16 protein-coding genes are annotated in these 17,982 nt (G+C 65.6%); 4 read left to right on the top strand and 12 right to left on the bottom strand.

All coding sequences use genetic code 11. The annotated features are described in order from the left end of the window. Positions 1–3: 3 nt before the first annotated feature. A complete protein-coding gene (locus AC3QL3_RS03615; RefSeq protein ID WP_492898846.1) occupies positions 4–435 on the bottom strand; it encodes a hypothetical protein in 432 nt (143 codons plus the stop codon). Positions 436–571: 136 nt separating this feature from the next. Between AC3QL3_RS03615 and AC3QL3_RS03610 the strand changes: the two genes are divergently transcribed. Together AC3QL3_RS03610 and AC3QL3_RS03605 are read left to right on the top strand one after the other, a co-directional pair. Beyond that, a complete protein-coding gene (locus AC3QL3_RS03610) occupies positions 572–1,411 on the top strand; it encodes a universal stress protein (RefSeq protein WP_492896934.1) in 840 nt (279 codons plus the stop codon). A 23-nt stretch (positions 1,412–1,434) separates the two neighbouring features. Next, positions 1,435–1,971 carry a GNAT family N-acetyltransferase gene (locus tag AC3QL3_RS03605; protein ID WP_492896933.1) on the top strand — a complete coding sequence of 179 codons (537 nt, stop codon included), beginning with the start codon at positions 1,435–1,437 and terminating at the stop codon, positions 1,969–1,971. Here AC3QL3_RS03605 and AC3QL3_RS03600 read toward each other — a convergent pair. The 3 genes from AC3QL3_RS03600 to AC3QL3_RS03590 form a co-directional block, all read right to left on the bottom strand. Beyond that, positions 1,968–3,110, bottom strand: a complete 1,143-nt coding sequence (locus tag AC3QL3_RS03600; protein ID WP_492896932.1) for an AAA family ATPase — start codon at positions 3,108–3,110, stop codon at positions 1,968–1,970. The two genes, AC3QL3_RS03605 and AC3QL3_RS03600, sit on opposite strands and share 4 nt — an antisense overlap. A gap of 251 nt (positions 3,111–3,361) precedes the next feature. Further along, positions 3,362–4,372, bottom strand: a complete 1,011-nt coding sequence (gene gap / locus AC3QL3_RS03595; protein ID WP_492896931.1) for a type I glyceraldehyde-3-phosphate dehydrogenase — start codon at positions 4,370–4,372, stop codon at positions 3,362–3,364. 126 nt (positions 4,373–4,498) lie between these two features. Continuing rightward, on the bottom strand, positions 4,499–5,800 hold the full coding sequence (locus AC3QL3_RS03590) for a TonB family protein (RefSeq protein WP_492896930.1): 1,302 nt from the start codon (positions 5,798–5,800) through the stop codon (positions 4,499–4,501). A gap of 429 nt (positions 5,801–6,229) precedes the next feature. On the opposite strand from AC3QL3_RS03590, the gene AC3QL3_RS03585 reads away from it, so the two are divergent. Both AC3QL3_RS03585 and AC3QL3_RS03580 read left to right on the top strand, forming a co-directional pair. Then, positions 6,230–6,799, top strand: coding sequence for an outer membrane protein (locus AC3QL3_RS03585; protein WP_492896929.1), 570 nt, complete (start codon positions 6,230–6,232; stop codon positions 6,797–6,799). Between the two features lie 392 nt (positions 6,800–7,191). Then, the gene (locus tag AC3QL3_RS03580; protein ID WP_492896928.1) at positions 7,192–7,740 is read left to right on the top strand and encodes an outer membrane protein; all 549 of its coding nucleotides are present in this window, start codon (positions 7,192–7,194) and stop codon (positions 7,738–7,740) included. A 44-nt stretch (positions 7,741–7,784) separates the two neighbouring features. Here the strand turns inward: AC3QL3_RS03580 and AC3QL3_RS03575 are convergent, their stop codons facing one another. The 8 genes from AC3QL3_RS03575 to AC3QL3_RS03540 form a co-directional block, all read right to left on the bottom strand. After that, positions 7,785–9,101 carry a dicarboxylate/amino acid:cation symporter gene (locus AC3QL3_RS03575; protein WP_492896927.1) on the bottom strand — a complete coding sequence of 439 codons (1,317 nt, stop codon included), beginning with the start codon at positions 9,099–9,101 and terminating at the stop codon, positions 7,785–7,787. A gap of 191 nt (positions 9,102–9,292) precedes the next feature. Further along, a complete protein-coding gene (locus tag AC3QL3_RS03570; protein ID WP_492896926.1) occupies positions 9,293–10,966 on the bottom strand; it encodes a BatD family protein in 1,674 nt (557 codons plus the stop codon). 89 nt (positions 10,967–11,055) lie between these two features. Then, the gene (locus AC3QL3_RS03565) at positions 11,056–12,987 is read right to left on the bottom strand and encodes a vWA domain-containing protein (protein WP_492896925.1); all 1,932 of its coding nucleotides are present in this window, start codon (positions 12,985–12,987) and stop codon (positions 11,056–11,058) included. Continuing rightward, positions 12,984–13,988 carry a vWA domain-containing protein gene (locus AC3QL3_RS03560; RefSeq protein ID WP_492896924.1) on the bottom strand — a complete coding sequence of 335 codons (1,005 nt, stop codon included), beginning with the start codon at positions 13,986–13,988 and terminating at the stop codon, positions 12,984–12,986. Before AC3QL3_RS03560 ends, AC3QL3_RS03565 begins: the two co-directional genes overlap by 4 nt. Then, positions 13,981–14,493, bottom strand: a complete 513-nt coding sequence (locus AC3QL3_RS03555) for a DUF4381 family protein (protein ID WP_492896923.1) — start codon at positions 14,491–14,493, stop codon at positions 13,981–13,983. Before AC3QL3_RS03555 ends, AC3QL3_RS03560 begins: the two co-directional genes overlap by 8 nt. Continuing rightward, complete coding sequence (locus AC3QL3_RS03550) at positions 14,490–15,425, bottom strand: DUF58 domain-containing protein (RefSeq protein WP_492896922.1); 936 nt, start codon at positions 15,423–15,425, stop codon at positions 14,490–14,492. Before AC3QL3_RS03550 ends, AC3QL3_RS03555 begins: the two co-directional genes overlap by 4 nt. 95 nt (positions 15,426–15,520) lie before the next feature. After that, positions 15,521–16,507, bottom strand: coding sequence for an AAA family ATPase (locus tag AC3QL3_RS03545; protein ID WP_492896921.1), 987 nt, complete (start codon positions 16,505–16,507; stop codon positions 15,521–15,523). A gap of 231 nt (positions 16,508–16,738) precedes the next feature. Then, complete coding sequence (locus tag AC3QL3_RS03540; protein ID WP_492896920.1) at positions 16,739–17,893, bottom strand: EAL domain-containing protein; 1,155 nt, start codon at positions 17,891–17,893, stop codon at positions 16,739–16,741. Positions 17,894–17,982: the final 89 nt, after the last annotated feature.

Below are 17,982 nucleotides of genomic sequence, written 5' to 3'. Positions count from 1 at the left end.
GGCTCAGCGCCTGCTCAGGGTGAACTTGCCGAATGCGACACCGAGATCCCAGCCCTCGCCCTTGCCGGTCAGCGCCAGCGAGACCGGGCCCTTGGTCATCGCCTGCGCCTGACTCGAATTGACCGCACCGGCATGCGCCGTCGCGACCACGTAGGTACCGAGCACGTTCTCGATGTCGTAGATCGCGGTGAACGTGCCGCGACCGTCGCGAATCTCGGATTTGCCGAAGGTCAGCCCGCCGCCTTTGGCATCGATCGTCACATCGAGCATCTGGCCGTTGCTGCAACTGACCGTGCCGGTGCCGGATGCGGTTTTGTAGAACGCCGACCAACCCGACAGCGAGAAAGTCAGACGGCAGTCGATCTCCTTCTCGGCACGTGCCGGCGTCGCGGCCGTCAACGCCAAGCCCACTACCACACCCAGCAACGGAATCATCGGACGCATAAGCTCGCCTCCCGCAATGGACGGGCGATTGTCTTCCATCGGCCGCGACGATCGCAGCCACTGCGCGACTCTGCGTTCATGTCGCCGTAAGCTTGCGCCGTCCACCGTAAGTCCGAGGAGAACGGCTATGACCCACTCCGATTCTTGCGCCTTCGAAGTCGCCATCCATCTACGCCGCACCGATGTGGCGACGCCCGCCTCCGAAGTCGGCCTGACCTTGGCCAAGCGCCTGCAGGCATGGGCGACCGGCCTGCACGTCGTGCCCTTGTCACCGGTCGCCTTCGCATCGCCCGAAGCGGTCGCGCTCTACAGCGGCGAGATCGACAGCCTCTACCGCAGCGCGCTCGATCATGCGCCGCAGTGGCGTGCCCTGCTCGACCAGCACGGCGTCGACGGCGAGTGGCAAGTCACTCAAGGCGATGTGGTCGAATCGCTGTGCCACGTATCGCGCTGGTGCGACCTGGTCGTCGTCGAACGGCCGCAGCTGGTACCCGATGCGCCGACCGGCTGGGGCGTGGTTTCGCGCACCGTGTTCGGCGCCTCGGCGCCGGTGGTCGTGGTGCCGGAAAGCGCCAAGCCCGCCACGGTGGGCACGCGCATCCTGGTCGCCTGGAATCAGAGCCGCGAAGCGACTTTGGCGATCCGCGGTGCATTGCCGCTGTTGGCGCGCGCCGAACGCGTCGTCATTCTCGAAGGCGATCTGGTCGAAAACCCATTCGGCCTGCGCTACCTGCCCAAGTTCGATCTGCGTGCCTGGCTCGCGCGCCATCGCATCGAGGCCGAGATCCGTCCGTTCAGCGGCGGCAAGGAACGCGGCGCCGCTCTGCTCGACGCGGCGCGCAAGGACGGCTCCGACCTGATCGTGATGGGTGCATGGGGACACTCGCGCATCACTGAACTGGTGCTCGGCGGCACCACCCGCCATCTGTTCCAGTACAGCGACCTGCCCTTGCTGGTCGCGCATTGATGGAGGGAGCGGCAACGCCCTCGGTGCCGACGCTGATCGGCACGCGTTTGCGCCTGCGTGAGCTCGACGCTGCCGATGTCGACGCGCTGTTCGCGCTGCATTCCGATCCTGCGGTGATGCGACATTGGAGTTTCCCGGCGTGGACCCAACGCGAGCAGGCGATCGCGCACATCGAGCGTCTCGCGCGCGAGCACACGACGATGGAGTTTTATCCCTGGGTCGCAACCCTGCATGACGGCGACGTTCCGATCGGAACGTGCTCACTGTTCGGCATTCATCGCGAACACCTGCGCGGCGTCGTCGGCTACGCGCTGCGCCCAATGTTCTGGGGCCGCGGCTATGCCGGCGAGATGCTGCGCCTCGCGCTCGATTTCGCCTTCGACACGCTTGCACTCAACCGCATCGAAGCCGACATCGACCCGCTCAATCTCGCCTCGTGCAAGCTGGCCGAACGCGTCGGCTTCCGCCGCGAGGGTTATCTGCGCGAACGCTGGCGCGTCGACGGCGGCGTGCAAGACACCGCGCTGTACGGACTGCTGCGCAAGGACTACTTCGCCTAGGGCCACAGCGGCTCGTCGAGCAGTCGCTGCCCGACGATGCGCGTCTCGCCGAATTCGCGCGCCAACTCGACCGCAGCGACGCCGGCGAGATCCTCGAGTGCATCCACCAGCGCCTGCGCATGGCTGATGACCCAGATTTGACTGCGTCGGGCGGCCTGCGCGATCTGCCGTCCGAGCGGCCGCAGCAGATCCGGATGCAGGCTCTGCTCGGGCTCGTTCAGTACGAGGAGTTCGGGTGGGCGCGGACTGTTCAATGCCGCCAGCAGACAGAGATAGCGCAGCGTGCCGTCCGACAATTCGGCGGCGGCGAGCGGGCGCAGCAAGCCTTCGACGCGGAGCCCGATCTGCAGACGCGCATCGTCGCCGAGTATCTCCAAGGCGGAGCCGGGAAACGCGTCCTCGATCGCAGCGTGCAGGGCAGGCGCGTCGCCGATCTCGAGGATCGTCTGCAACGCGGCGGCCAAGTCGCGGCCGTCGTGCGCCAGCGCCGTGGTCTGCACGCTGATGCGCGGCTGGCGCAGCGGACTTTCGGCGTCGGTGCGTAAACCGTCGTAGAAACGCCAGCCGCGCAAGCGCTCGCGCAGGGCGAACAGCTCCGGGAAGCGCTCCGGCTCGCCGAGTTCGGCCAAGACCGAGCGGTTCGCCGACGGCGCGAAATCCAAGCGGATCCAATCGCTCTGCTCGCGCACACGCACGTGCATACCCTCGCGCTCGAGCCATGTGTTGGACGGCCGCCGCGGCGGCTTCTGCCACACCGTTTCGGTCTTGATCTCCGGATCGAAGGCGAAGCGCGACAGCGATGGCGTCGGCAGGCCCAGCGCGATTTCGTACGCGACATCAGCGGCGGCGAAGCCGAAGCTGACGCGCAGCGGCGCCTTCTTCGCCGTGCCTCGAATCGGTCCGCCGCGTTTTACCTGCTGGCGGATGTCGGCAGGCCCCGCCCACTGCACCGACGGAATGCCGCCTTCGAGCGCGAGCGCTTCGGCCAGCCGTCCGTCTGCCGCTTGCGCGAGCAGACGCAGCGCGCGATACAGATTTGACTTGCCGCTGCCGTTCGCGCCGGTGACGACGGTCAGCGGCGTCAATGCGAGTTTGAGGTCGCGCAGCGAGCGGTAGTTGGCGACGGCGAAGGTGTGCATGGATTCGTGCGGGAGGGTTCTTTGCAATCATCCATGATTGCTTCAACCGCGAACGCTGAGTGTCGCATGCAGCTCGATTCGGCCACGAAGTCCAACGCGGCCACCCGTGGCCGGGATTTCCCTCTGCAATCATCCGTGATTGCTTCAGCCGCGAACGCTGAGTGCCGCTTGCAGCTCGATTCGACTACGGAGTCCAACGCGGCCATCCGTGGCCGCACTTCTCAGTAGAGCGAACCGATGGAGTGAACCGCTTACGCCTTGGCGAAAGCCAAGGTCATGTCGAGCATGCGGTTGGAGAAGCCCCACTCGTTGTCGTACCACGACAGCAGCTTGACCAAGGTGCCGCCCATCACGCGCGTCTGCGTCGCGTCGTAGACCGACGACAGCGGATTGTGGTTGAAGTCGACCGAGACCAGCGGCTTGGTGTTGATGCCGATGATGCCCTTCAGCGCACCTTCGGCGGCAGCCTTCACCACGGCGTCGATCTCGTCCTTGCTGGTTGCGCGCTTGGCGACGAAGGTGAGATCCACCACCGAAACGTTGATCGTCGGCACGCGCATGGCGAACCCGTCGAGCTTGCCGTTGAGTTCCGGCAGCACCAGACCGACCGCGGCGGCCGCGCCGGTCTTGGCCGGAATCTGGCTCATCGTGGCCGAACGCGCGCGGCGCAGGTCGGAGTGGTAGACGTCGGTCAGCACCTGGTCGTTGGTGTAGGCGTGGATCGTCGTCATCAGCCCGTGCTCGATGCCGATCGCGTCGTGCAGCACCTTGGCCAGCGGCGCGAGACAATTGGTGGTGCAGGACGCGTTCGAGATGACGCGATCGCTGCTCTTGATCTGCTGATGGTTGACGCCGTAAACGAAGGTGCCGTCGACGTCTTTGTCGCCCGGCGCCGAGATGATGACCTTGCTCGCGCCGGCGGCGATGTGTGCGCCCGCCTTCGCCTTGCTGGTGAAGAAGCCGGTCGATTCGAGCACGATGTCGACGCCGAGTTCCTTCCACGGCAGCTTGGCCGGATCGCGTTCGGCGCAGACTTTGATGCGATCGCCGTTGACGACCAGATCGCCGCCTTCGACACCGACTTCACCGGGGAACTTGCCGTGCGCGGTGTCGTACTGGGTCAGGTGCGCGTTCGTCTCGGCGTCGCCGAGATCGTTGACCGCGACGATCTGGATTTCGCCGGTGCGCTTGCCTTCGTACAGCGCACGCAACACGTTGCGGCCGATACGGCCATAGCCATTGATCGCGACTTTCACAGCCATCTGAAGACTCCTTCGAACGGTTGAAGAGCAGGCTGCGAATTTTAACGGCCCTGTGCGCCGTGCGCACAGGGCCGGTTGATTGGAGCCAATCCTTGCCCGCCGAAGGCGGCCTCGGGTCGATCGGCGCTAGGGCGATTTCGGGGCGCCGGTGACGACGATCATTTCCATCGCCCCGGCCGGCAGCTGGGGCGGAGAGATCGGCTTCGAATCGGCGAGCGTATAGCGCAAAGGCACCAGCACATGCGTCGAAACCGGCTTGCCGTTCTCCTGCGCCGGCTCGAACGTCCACAATTTCACCGCGGCCAGAGCGGGCTCGGCCAGGTCTCGGGCGGTAGAGGGCTCGGTGTGATCGACCTTGACCGCCGTGACTTTTCCGGCGGTATCGACTTGCGCATCGACGTAGACGATTCCTTCAATGCGTGAAGCGATCAATTGCTCGGGATACGCCGGTCGCGAGAGGCGGCGATAGGAAGCCGCCACAGAGCCGGAGGTTTCGGCGCTCGTCCGCGCCGCAGCTGAAACAGGGGACGAAAGCGCGACCCAACTGATCAAACTCGCGGCTACTGCCGCCACCGTGACGACCGCGACACCGCCGGCTCTTTGCAAACGCGAAGGTAGAGGTTTGTTCAACATGACGATTCTCTCTTTCAAGGGATGGCCGGATGGCCAACGACAGCCGACCGGCAACCGCAGCTCCTGCCGCGGCTGATCGGCCAACTGCACCTTCAACATCGCGCCGGCGTAGCGCCGACGCTCTTCCGGAAAGCGTGCAAGCACCGCAGCGTCGCAAGCGAACTCCTGATCGAGGCGGAACTTCGCAGCGGCGTAGTGCAGCAGTGGGTTGAACCAGTTCAGGCAACGGAGAGCGAGAACCAAGGCATTGATCGAAGCGTCGCCGCGCGCCTGATGCATGCGCTCGTGAGCGAGGATTAGCTCGCGCTCTGCTTGGCTGTAACGCGCTTCGAAATCAGCCGGCAGCACGACGCGCCGACGCCAAGCGCCGACCAGGGCCGGACCGCCGGTATCGAATTCCGACTGCAGGATTCGATCGCCGTCGCGCGCCTGCAGTCGCCCGAGGCTGCGCAGATAGCGGCGCTGCTGCGCCGCGAACCAGACTGCCGAGAGCAATGCGCCGAGCGACCAGAGGGCGAACACAATTGGGCGCCACTCGAACACCGCCTGTGGTTCGATGCTCGTCGGCGCCGCGGCAGGCACCCACTGCACGATCTCGACGAAGTTCGCGACCGGCTGCGCCGGTGCCGGCAGCAGCATCGCGATGGCGGCAATCGGCGCCAGTGTCCAACTCGCATAGGCGAGCTGCGCGCCCACTCTTCGCCGCAAGGTGACGCGCAACGCCAACACCACGATCACCGCGAAGGAGCCGGCCAACGTCATCCGCACCGAGGCGTCGAACAGCTCAGCGATCATCGCGCGACTCCTGGATCGTGATGCGCGCGCTGCATCTTTGAGAGCGCGTAGCCGTCAGTACTCGCCTTCGCGTCTGCGTTCTCGCGTTTTCGCGATGGGCGAAGCGATGCTTTTCTTCGCGACGTTCCGTTTCTCTGGCGCCCATGTTGTTTACCGATGTAATCGTAACCCTGAGATTACACCTGTAGATGATCCTGTCAAGCCGTGCGTCGCCGCCGAAGGACTCGGAGGATTCGACGCACGAACCTCAGCCAGTTCAGCTAGCTGAACTATTTATAAACTACACAGTATTGAAATTGTAGGGGTGAATCCCATCTAACTCGCGCCGCCACGGAAACGAACCGACGACAGAGGCGACAGTCGAAACAAGACGACGCAGGACGCGTCGCCAAGGACATCACCACCCCAAAGCAGTTGGAGTAGAAAGTCATGAAAAATACAATTCTTGCTATTGCCCTTGCCGGCGGTCTCGCCGCTCTCCCGATCGCCAGCCATGCCGCCAACAGCGGCTTCTTCATCAACGGTAACGTCGGTCAGTCGAACGTCGACAAGAGCAAGTACGACGACGACGACACCGGTTACGGCGCCAATATCGGCTATCGCTGGGCGCTCGCACCGAACTTCCTGCTCGGCGTCGAAGGCGGTTACGTCGACCTCGGCGAAGTCTCGCCCAAGAGCGGCTACGCTCCGCTGGGCAAGGCCGAACTCAGCGGTTGGACGCTCGGCGTCAACGGCCACTGGAATCTCACCGACAACTGGTACCTGAGCGGGCGCGGCGGCTTCTTCCGCGGCGACCTCAAGGGTGGCTATCTCGCCGGCGGTTTGGTGCCTGTCCGCGTCGACGACAACAGCAACAAGTGGTACGCCGGTGCGGGCTTCGGTTACGACTTCAACAACAACGTCAGCGTCGGTCTGAACTACGACTACTACAAGGCGGAAAAGAGCGGACTCAAGCTCGATTCCAGCCTGGTCTCAGTCAGCGCCGAATATCGCTTCTGATCCAACGTCTCCAACGGGAGCCACAGGGCAAGGACGCACGGGACGCCCGGCCTGCGCAAGCAGGTCGGGCTTTTTGTTGCGGCTCATCGCGCTCTCGAGCGTTCGCCGATCTTCATAGGCGTCGCCTCCGGCGATCTCGCGCCTAGGGCGATTGCTTGTCGCATCTCTCGCGGCGCCGCGCGAGTGCCCGAGTTCTGTTCAGCTAGCGCGATGGAATTCGTGCCGATGCTCGTTTTCCACATTTTCATATGCAGGTAGTCATGCACTCGCGGCGGGGACGGCGAGTGTTCATCGATGCGCTTTCATGATCCGCACGCCGCCGATTGACGACGGCTAGGCGGATCGTACGAGCCGCCGATCGACGAACCACAAGAAAAGAATCCGGAGTCAAGATGACCATGAAGTCCGCATCGCTCGCCGCCATCGCCGCCCTCGCGCTCGCGATGCTTTCCGCCCCCAGCCAGGCTGCCGATACCGGCGGCCTGTTCATCAACGGCCGCATCGGCCGCTCGGCCCTCGACAAGGGCGCGTTCGACGACAACGACACCGGCTACGCGGTCAACCTCGGTTACCGCTGGGCGGTCGCGCCGAATGTTTCGCTCGGCGTCGAAGGCGGTTACACCGATCTGGGTGAATTTTCGGGCGCTGGGTTCAAGAGTTCGGTCAACGGCTGGAACGTCGGCGCCAACGGTCATTTCAACGTGACCGAAAACTGGTTCTTGGCTGGCCGCTTCGGTCTGTTCCGTGCCGACAGCGAAGTCAAAGGATGGGGCGGCAAGCTCGACGACACCAGCAACAAGTGGTACGCCGGCGTCGGTTTCGGCTATGACTTCGGCAACCACATGAGCGTCGGGCTGAACTACGACTACTACAAGGCCGATCTGCAGTCGGTGAAGTTCAATCCGAGTCTGGTTTCGGTCAGCGGCGAATACCGCTTCTGATCGAATAGTTCGAACGCACGGATACGCGAATCGACACGGCCCGCCTACGCGGGCCGTGTCTTTGCCGAAGGTTCATGTCCCGGAGGCAGCACCGCATCGCCCGAGTGCCTGGACACCACGACCGCGGTAGCCAGATCCCCGGTGACGTTGAGCGAAGTGCGACACATGTCGAGGAAGCGATCGACGCCGAGGATGATGCCGATCGCCTCGGGCGGCAGATGCAGATAGCCCAAGATCACCGCAATCACCGGTAGTGAACCGGCCGGAACGCCAGCCGTGCCGATCGAACCGATGATGCACAGGCCGACCACCATCAGCTGCTGGCCCAAGCTCAAATCGACGCCGAAACACTGCGCGATGAACAGCGTGGTGAGGCCTTCGAACAAGGCCGTACCGTGATGATTCGCGCTCGCGCCGATGGTCAGCACGAAGCGCGCGATCTGCGGCGGCAGTTTTAGATTCTGCTCGGCGACCTTGAGCGTGGTCGGCAAAGTGCCCGTGCTCGATGCTGTCGAGAATGCGAGCAGGATCGCCTCCTCGCTGCCCTTGAAGAATTTCAGCGGACTCATGCCGCCGGAAATGCGCACCCACAACGGCAGCACCACGAACATGTGAATCGCGATCGCGAGAATCACGCACAACGCGTACAGGCCGAGCTTGCCGAGGATGTCGGTGCCGAACCGCGCCGTCAGCGTGAACATCAGCGCGGCGACCGCATACGGTGTGAGCTTGATGATCAGCTCCATCAGCTTCATCACCAGCTCGAGCAGCCCTTGCACGGTGGCCTTGAACGCGGCCGTAGCCGGCGTCGGCTTCAACACCAAAGCAATGCCGAGCATGACCGCGAAGAACATCATGGCGAGGAAATCGCCGTCAGCCGCCGCCTTGATCGGATTGTCGGGCACCAGCCCGAGGACAATCTTCACCCCCGACAACGTCGGCTTCGTCGCGGTGATCGCTTGCGCGTCCGCCGAATGCGCAGCCAGCAAGCTGTCGCGAATCGCCGGATCGAAACCGACGCCGGGCTGGATCAGATTGATCACGACCAGACCCACCACGATCGCGATGCTGGTCACGATGACGATGTAGAACAGCATGCGCAGGCCGACGCGGCCGAGGCTGGCGATGTCGCCGATTTCCGTGATGCCGACGATCAGCGCCGAAAACATCAGCGGAAGCACCAGCATCTTGAGGAACTTCAGGAACAGCAGGCCGGCCGGATGGGCGACCGTGTCGACGAAGCCGTTGACCAAACTCGCATCGCCGCCACGCTGGGTCCACCAGAACGCGAGCGCGCCGAGCGCCGAGCCGGCGACGAAGCCGATCAAGACCCGCGTGTGCAGAGCCAGACGCGCCTTCACCGGGAAACGCTCGCACAAACCGAATACGAACCGACAATGGTCCGCAGCGAAGACTCGGCAGCGTGAACGCGCCGACGGCGGCAGTGGATCATCGAACCGTCTCCCCGATCAAAAAAAGTACGCTCCGATGGTACACGAGCGCCTGCGCGGCGTTCGCGGAGGCTCCTACCAGCGTCAGCCGCAAGGCGGACCTACTCGTGCTCGGGATACAGGGCCGGTAAGACCGCTTCGCGCGGCCACGCAATCGCCGGATCGCTCCACACCAACCCTTGCTTGAATGCCGTCTGCAAGCGCGTCGCCAGACCCTGCGTCGACGCGCCGGCGTAGCGCACGCGCTGCAAGTCGGCCAGCGCTTCACGCTGCGTGCCGCTGCCGAGCCGGGTCGCGAGTTCGCCGAGATTGCGCACATCGTGGCGTTCGCGGCGGGCCCAGGCGATCAGTGCACGCTCGGCGCCGGCGAACTCACCGAGCGAACAAGCGCGCAGAAACTGCGCGCGCGCCGACGAGACGTCGACGGCAACGGTTGCACTCACGGGCGCGACCTTGCGTTGACGGCGCGAACGCCACCACAACGCGAACGTTGCCAGCCACAAGGCGAAGCCGATCGCGGCCAGCACTTGCCACGGCGTCGCCGCGGATGTCTTGTCCCGCGTCGTCGTGCCGAGAGCAGGACTGCTGGGCGTCGACGCGTTGTCGGAAACGGCCGCCGCAGCGGACGCCGGCGCAGGCGCCGAGGGCGCTCCAGCGATGGCCGCCAATACGGTGATCGTGCGCGACGGCAGCTCGGCCGTCTCGGCGCGATTCTGCTGCGTATTCCACCAACGAACTTTCACGCCCGGAATCGTCAGCACTCCCGACCGGTTCGGCACGAAGGCGAACTTGCGCACGCGTTCGCCGTACAGCCACTCGCCGTCGTCGCGCGTACGCGTGTCGGCCTTGTCCGGATAGATCTCGGCGCCGCTCGGTGCGCTCAGCGCGAGTTCGGGCAGTTGTTCATAGCCCAGACCCTGCGCTTGCAAACGGATCGTGCGCGTGACCGGATCGCCGACATGCACTTCGTTCGGCAGCTCGCTGTCGTCCTTGAGCAGCAATGAAGCAGCCGGCAGCCAGGCCGCGTCAGTCCATTCCGCCGGCTTCGGTTTCACGTTCAGTTGCACCGCGTCCGAACGCGCTCCAACGGCACGGCCGCGACTGAAGAACCCGGTCGGATCGCCGGCGTCGAGCGCGTTGCCGCGAAAAACCAGCGCCGGAATGTCGATCAGACCGCTGCGCTCGGGCGTCAACGCATAGTGGCGTTCGACCACGTGGTAGCGGCGCGCGCCGAGCGTGGCGATGTAGGACTTGTCCTGCCCTAATCGCTGCACGGCCACGCCGTCGACCTGCGGTTCGTTGAGATTGCCGTCGGTCAGATCGAAGGCGTAGTACAACTTGACCGTATAGCGCACCTGCTGCTGCACGTAGGGAGCGAGCGGCTCGGCGGTGGCTTCGAGGAACACATCGTCGCCGGCCTTGCCCTGCGTACTCGCCTGCTGCGCGAGCACGGTCAACTGCAACGGCTCGGTGTTGGCTTTGCCGACGGCGAAAGCGGGAATCGCGATGCGTCCCTCGCGCTTGGGTTCGAGCCCGACCGCCCACAGCGTTTTGGACTGGCTGACGCCGTTGACGATGCTGATCTGCTGGCTCGACTGCGTGCCGAGCAGATTGAAATCCTGCTTCAACGCGGAGAAATCCGGCTGCGCGCCGACGCCGGCCTGCGCTTCGACGTTCAGGGTGACCGTCTCGCCGAGCTGGACGGTATCGCGATCGAGCCAGGCGCGCGCCGGCGGCGCGTCGGCGAACGCCGGCATCGATACGAACGACAGCAACAGCGAGATCGACGCTATCGCACGAACGAACCTGCGGAAGAACCCACTCGAGTTCGTCTTCCGCTTTCGCAGGAATGACGGAGTCGCTGTCACGGTTGATCTCCTCCGCGCTGCTGGCGGCGCTGGTATTCGAGCTGGAATTTGCGTCGCAACAGGCCACCCGGATCGTCCGGCACGCGCTGCAACCAATGCTCGAGCGCTTGTTTCTTCTCGCGCGTCGCGTCGTCTTCCGCGGGCATGGCGCGTTGCGCCTGCGCGTCCTTGCCGCCGGGTTTGGGTCCGTCCGCGAGAGCCTGATCGATCGATTTCGACAGCGCATCCTGCTGCTTGGCATCGGGCTTGCCCGCCTGCTCCTGCTGCGCGCCCTGCTGCTCTTCCTTGCCGCTGCCCGCTTTACCTTCCTGCGAACTTCCCTGCTTATCCTTCTTGTCTTCGCCCTGCTGCTCTTGCGACGAATCGGAGGGCTGTTCCTGGCCGCCTTGTTGCTGCTGCGAATCCTGCTGTTTCGATTGCTCGCCCTGGCCACCTTGCTGGCCGTTCTGATCTTCGGAATTGGGCTGCTGGTCTTGCTTGCCTTTCTGCGGCGATTGTTTGGAGTCCTGACCGCTACCGTTCTGCGCTGAGGGCGAGTCTTGTTCTTGCTGCTGCTTCTGGCGCAGAAATTCCTCGACCGCCTGGCGATTCGCGGTCGCGTCCGCCATCTCCGGCGCGAGCTTCAGCGCCTCGTCGTAAGCGGCCAGCGCTTCGTCGTAGCGACCAAGCTTGGCCAGCGCGTTGGCTTTGTTGTAGATGCCGTCGGCGCCTTGACTCTGCTCGTAGTCGCGCAGCGCAGCCTCGTAATCGCCGGCACGATAGGCCGCGCCCGCGCGCCACTCCGGCGTGCGTGCGACACCGGCCGCACGTTTCAGATCGCCCTGTTCGAGCGCGAGCGCGGCCTGTTGATCGGGCCGCTGCCACAGATCCGCCAAAGATGCAGCTCGCGCCTGCTGCGTCTGTACGCCGATCGCCAACACGAACAGCATGAGCCAGCCGCGTCGAAAGCCGAGCGCGGCCAGCGGCAGCAAGGCCAGCAGCACCCACGGGCCGCGATCGCGCCAGCGTGTGCTTTCCGCCTTGTGCCCGCTGGCGTCGGCATCGGTCACCGCTTCGACACGATCGGGTAGCAAAGCGTCCAGGTCGCGCGCATCCGCGCTGAGCGGCGCAAAACGACCGCCGCCGGCGGTCGCGACCGCGCGCATCGCCGGCTCGTCCAGCCGCGCGACCACCAGATTGCCGCTGTCGTCCTTGAGGAAATCGCCTTGCGGCAACGGCACCGGCGCACCGGCTGCGCTGCCGATACCGAGCACCGATACCGTCACGCCGTGTGCGTGCGCTTTGCGTGCCGCTGCGATCGCTTCCGCGTCGGCACCGGCGCCGTCGGCGAGCAGGACGATCTCGCCTCGATGCAGGCCGGCCTGCGCGATCAGGTCGACGCCTGCTTCGATCGCTCGCGCCATGTCGTTGCCGAGCGCCGGCATCGTGCCGGGATCGAGCGCATCGATCAGATTGCGCACGGTGCCGACGTCGTCGGTCAGCGGCGCGGCGACGAAGGCGTCGCCGGCGTAGCCGATCAAGGCGGTCTGGTAGTCGCGACTGCGCGAGAGGATGTCGTCGAGCTTGAAGCGCGCGCGCGCCAGACGATTGGGCTTTTCGTCCTGCGCATACATCGTATGGCTGAGTTCGAGCGCAAGCACGCGCGCGGCTTGGTTGTGATACAGCGGCATCGGCTCGCGCTCCCATGCTGGGCCGGCCAGCGCGACACTGGCGAGCACCCACACCGCAGCGGCGAGCGCCAGGCCGCCGTGTCCGGCGCCAGCGTCGATGCGTTCGATCAGATGCGGTAGAAGATGGGCGTCGACCGCATGGCGCCAGGCACCGGCCTCGCCGCGCGTCTGGCGCCAGGCCAGCCAGAACAACGGCAGCGCCAGCAGCAAGAGCAGCGCGAGCGGGCGCAGGAAGTGGAAGTCGGCCAGCGCGCTCATGCCGAAGCGACTCCACGCACGCCGCGCGCACGCCAACCCGGCAGGGCGAAAGCGAGCGCCCCCAAGGCGAGCGCACCACCCAGCGGCATCCAGTACCACTCGTCGACCGGACGCAAACTCTGTTTCACATCCGCGGCCGGTTCGAGCTTGTCGATCGAACGATAGATGTCGGCCAGCTCCTCACTGTTGCGCGCGCGGAAGTAGCGCCCGCCGGTTTGCTCGGCCATGCGAGTCAGCATCTTCTCGTCGAGGTCGGCGGAAGGATTGACTACGCGGCTGCCGAACATGCTGTTGACGCGCATCGAGTCGGCGCCGATGCCGATCGTGTAGATGCGCACTTGATTCGCCTCTGCCAGTTCAGTCGCCTTCTTCGGATCGAGTTCGCCGGCAGTGTTGACGCCGTCGGTCAGGAGCACGACGACGCGCTGCGGCTGCGGCCGTTCGCGCAGTCGCTTCACGGCCAAGCCGATCGCGTCGCCGATCGCCGTCTCGCGCCCGGCCAAGCCGATCGCCGATTCCATCAACTGCGCACCGACCGTCTTCAAGTCGAACGTCAGCGGCACCATCAGATAGGCGCGCGAACCGAACAGGATCAGACCGACGCGATCGCCTTCGCGCCGTTGCACGAAGTCGGACGCGATGGCCTGGATCGCGGCAAATCGCGGCACCGGCGCGCCGCCGAGTTGCATGTCTTCGATGCTCATGCTGCCGGAGGTGTCGACCGCGAGCAGCAAATCGCGCCCCGAACGCGGCACGTCTTCCGGTGTACCGAGCCACTGCGGTCGGGCGGCGGCCAACAGCAGCAACGCCCAGGCGAGCAGGCCGAGCCAGCGCCGCGCACGTGGCACCGGCGAGCCCTCGGCCTGCTGCGGCAACGCCACGCCCAAGTGCGGCAGATGCAGCGCGGCACCGATCAAACCACGCGCACGCGGCAACAGCCACGCCACCAGAAACGGCAGCGGCAACAGCGCGAGCAACCAGGGCCAGGCCAGCTCAAGCACGCGCAGGTCTCCGCGGCAACGCATGCTCCAGCCAATCGCGCGCGAGATCGAGCAGAGCCCGCGCGTCCAGCGCCGCTGTGGCCGGATCGTCCGCGCGGCGAAACGGCGCATCGATCAGCGCACGGCCGGCGCCGCGCAGAAACGGGGCCTGTTCCGCTTGCGGCGGCGGCAAGTGTTGATCGAGGAAGCCGAGCCAAGCGTCGTCGCGCAGCGCAACCGCTTGTGGCTCGATCAGGCGCGCGACGCGACGCAGCAGCTGCGACACGTCGGCGGCCAGCCGCACCGGATCGGGCTGAGCCGCGTGTACTGAAGCGATGCGCTCGAGTTCGGCGTGTACACGCCGACGCCAACGGCGTTCGCGCGTACGGCGCAGCGCCCAGCGCGCGAACAGGACGGCGAGCGCGGCGAGAATCATTGCGAGCAGCCACCAGCCCGGCGCCGGCGGCCACCACGACGGCGGCGGCGGCAGGTGGATGTCGCGCAGCTCGGGACCGCTCGGATTCATGCCACCACCGACGAATGCAAGCTGCGCGCGAGCAGCGGTCCGAGCGCACGCCGCAGATCGGCGTGGCCGTCCAGGTCGAGCACACGCACGCCGGACTTCGCGCTCAGCGCGCGCAGCTGTTCGCGCGAGGCGGCGAAGCGCTCGGCCCAGGCGTTGCGAATCTTGCCATCGGCGAAGTCGATCACGCGCTTGGCCGCTCCGAGATGCACGGCGTAGCGACCCGGCGGCGGCGCGCTGAGTTCGAGCGCGTCGCGCAGCAGCACCACGGCGACCTCGTGGCGCCCGGCGATCTGCGGCAACAACTGCGCGGCTTCGACATCGACGCTGAAACCGTCGGTCAGCAGCACCAGCCGCATGCCCGGCCGCAGCAAGCGGCGTACGCGCGAGAGCGCGCGCGACAACGGTTCCGATGCGGTCATCTCGGCTGCGGCATCCCAATCGCGCAAAGCGCGCAATACGCGCAACACACCACGACGGCCGCCGGCCGGTTTGACCTCACCGTCGATGCCGCCGCCGAAACCGAGCGCACCGACGCGATCGCCGGCGGCCGAGGCCATCCACGCCAACAATGCGCCAGCACGTGCGGCTTGCACGCTTTTGAAGCGCATGCGTGTCCCGAAGCGCATACCGGGATTGAGATCTATCGCAAGCAGCAGACCCTGCTCGCGTTCTTCTTCGAACAACTTCGTGTGCGGTTTGCCGCTGCGTGCGGTAACGCGCCAATCCATGTGACGGATTTCATCGCCGGGCTGATAGATGCGCGATTCGCGAAAGTCGACGCCGCGGCCACGCCAGCGCGAGGTGTTGCCACCCGCACGCAGCGCCGGGCTACGTCGGCTGCGCGCTAAGCTGGCACCGTGCGCGAGCGCGGCGAGCGAGATCAGCTCTTCGAGCGCGACACGAGTACCGTTGTGAGTGGCGGAATTGCCCATCGACGTCTTCAATCCATGACTCGGGAATCAGAAAGCGGCCTTGAATCCACAATCCGTCGGCCGCCTCGAATCCCCGATCTCCGATCCCGGCTTCATTACGGCAACGGCACGCGTTCGAGCAGCAAGGCGACGATCTTGTCGGCACTCATGCCTTCCGCTTCGGCTTCGTAGCTCAGCAGCACACGATGCCGCAGCACGTCCGGAGCGATCGCGTGCACGTCCTCCGGCGTGACGTAGTCGCGCCCTGCCAGCCAGGCGTGGGCGCGCGCGCAGCGATCCAAGGCGATGGTCGCGCGCGGACTCGCGCCGAACGCGACGTAGCGCGCCAGTTCCGCGCCGTACGCGGACGGGTCGCGCGTCGCCAACACCAGCTGCACCAGATATTCCTCCAGCGGCGGCGCCAGATGCAGGCCGAGCACTTCGCTGCGCGCCGCGAACACCTGCTGCTGAGTCAACAGACGCAGCGGAGCGGGCGGAGCGGCCAAAGCCTCGCGGGCGCGATCGCGCGCGAGCTTGAGGATCGCCGCTTCCGCCGCCGCCTTCGGATAGTCGACGCGCACGTGCAACAGAAAGCGGTCGAGCTGGGCCTCGGGCAAGGGATAAGTGCCTTCCTGCTCGATCGGGTTTTGCGTCGCCATCACCAGGAACAACTGCGGCAGCGCATAGGTATCGCGGCCGACCGTGACCTGACGCTCACCCATCGCCTCGAGCAAGGCCGACTGCACCTTGGCCGGCGCGCGGTTGACCTCGTCGGCCAGGATCAGGTTGTGGAAGATCGGCCCGCGCTGGAACTCGAAGGCCGTCGCCTGCGGACGATAGATTTCCGTGCCGGTGAGATCGGCCGGCAACAGATCCGGAGTGAACTGGACGCGATGGAAGTCGGCTTCGATACGTGAAGCCAGCTCCTTGATCGCGGTGGTCTTGGCCAAACCGGGAGCGCCTTCGACCAACAAATGGCCGTCGGCGAGCAAGGCGATCAGCAGGCGATCGATCAGAGCGTCCTGACCGATGATGCATTGGCCGAGTTCGCTGCGCAGCGCGGAAAAGGCGGCCGAAGCCGTCGTGGGTGCGGGCATGTCCATGGGAAGTCGTGGTTTCCGGTAATGATGGCACTAGAGCCCGTCGACGGTCTTCACCAGCTCGGGCGCGGATCGCGATCCACTCCCTCGCTCCTCACCCGCCCGGCGAACAAGCCGGCTCCCGCGGGATGATGGAAAGCCGCAAACAGGTCTGCATGCGCGCTGTCGGACCGCAAAGAAAACGATAAGTTGCGCGGCCACCGACAAAATGCGTCGGTTCCGCACGTACCGATCTCAATCGCCGTTCAGCACCTCTGCCAGAGGTAATGGGTGGCCGACCAGCCAGCCCTGTGCGTACTGGCAGCCGAGACGGTGCAAGATCTCGCGCTGCGCCCGCGTCTCGACCCCTTCGGCGACGAGATCGCAGCCGAGCGCGCGCGCCATCGCGACCACGACACCGGCGAGGGCGACGCCGCGCGGCGTGTCGAGTGCCTGCACGAAGCGGCCGTCGAGCTTGATCTGATCGAAATCGAGCGCGAGTAGCGCGCCGAGGTTCGAGTAGCCGGTGCCGAAATCGTCCAACGCGACGCGCATACCGACCGCATGGCAACTCGTCATCAAAGCGCCGACGCGCGCGTGATCGAGCACCAGGCTTTCGGTGATTTCGAGTTTGAGCCGATCGGGCGGCAGCGCGCGTTCGTGCAATTGCGCGAGGATGCGCTCGACCAGGGCGGGATCTTCGAGCTGGCGCGCGGAGAGATTCAGCGCGATGAACGGCAGCGGCTCGCGTCCGCGCCGACGCAGCTCGGCCAGCATCTCGCAGACGCGCACCAGCACGTAGTCGCCCACCGGCAGGATCAGCGAGGTTTCTTCGGCCAGACGAATGAATTCCGCCGGCGCCACCGCGCCGCGCTGCGGATGCGACCAGCGCACCAATGCCTCGTAGCCGGCCACGCGGCCGCTGACGATTTCCTCAATCGGCTGCAAGCGCACGTCGAGTTCCTTGCGCTCGAGCGCCGAACGCAATTCGCCTTCGAGGCGGATCTTGTCGAACGCGAACGCGTCGCCGGCCGGCAAGTCGCTGCGCGCGCTAGTGGGGTTGCCGCTCAAAGCTGCCAGAGTCGAGCGATAGCGCGTCAGCTGACTCATCAACAAAGCGCGCACGATCGGATCGGCGGCGGCAAGACGCTCGGCGAATTGATTGCGATCGATCCGCGTCAACAGGCAATCGGTCAGCGCGCGAGCGGTGGCCATTCGCGGCGAATCGTCGATGACCGCCAGTTCGCCGAGCAGCATGCCGGGACCGAGCTCGCCGAGCACGCGCCGCTCGCCGAACTGCGAGGTGCTGATCTCGATCCGTCCGGTTTCGATCAGAAAGGCACCGCGTGGCGGATCCCCCTCGGTGAAGAGGATGTCGCCGGTCCTGTAGCGCTCGCTGTAAGGCGGCACGTCGCGATCCCCCAATCCCCTGGAGCCGGCGGACGCAGAAGTGCGGGCCGGCGGGCGGATCGTACACAAAAAAGAAGGGCCGCACGGTG

It is taken from the genome of Dokdonella sp. GW821-FHT11D02 (genome assembly GCF_058808595.1).
This window is presented reverse-complemented; position numbering and strand designations above follow the sequence as displayed.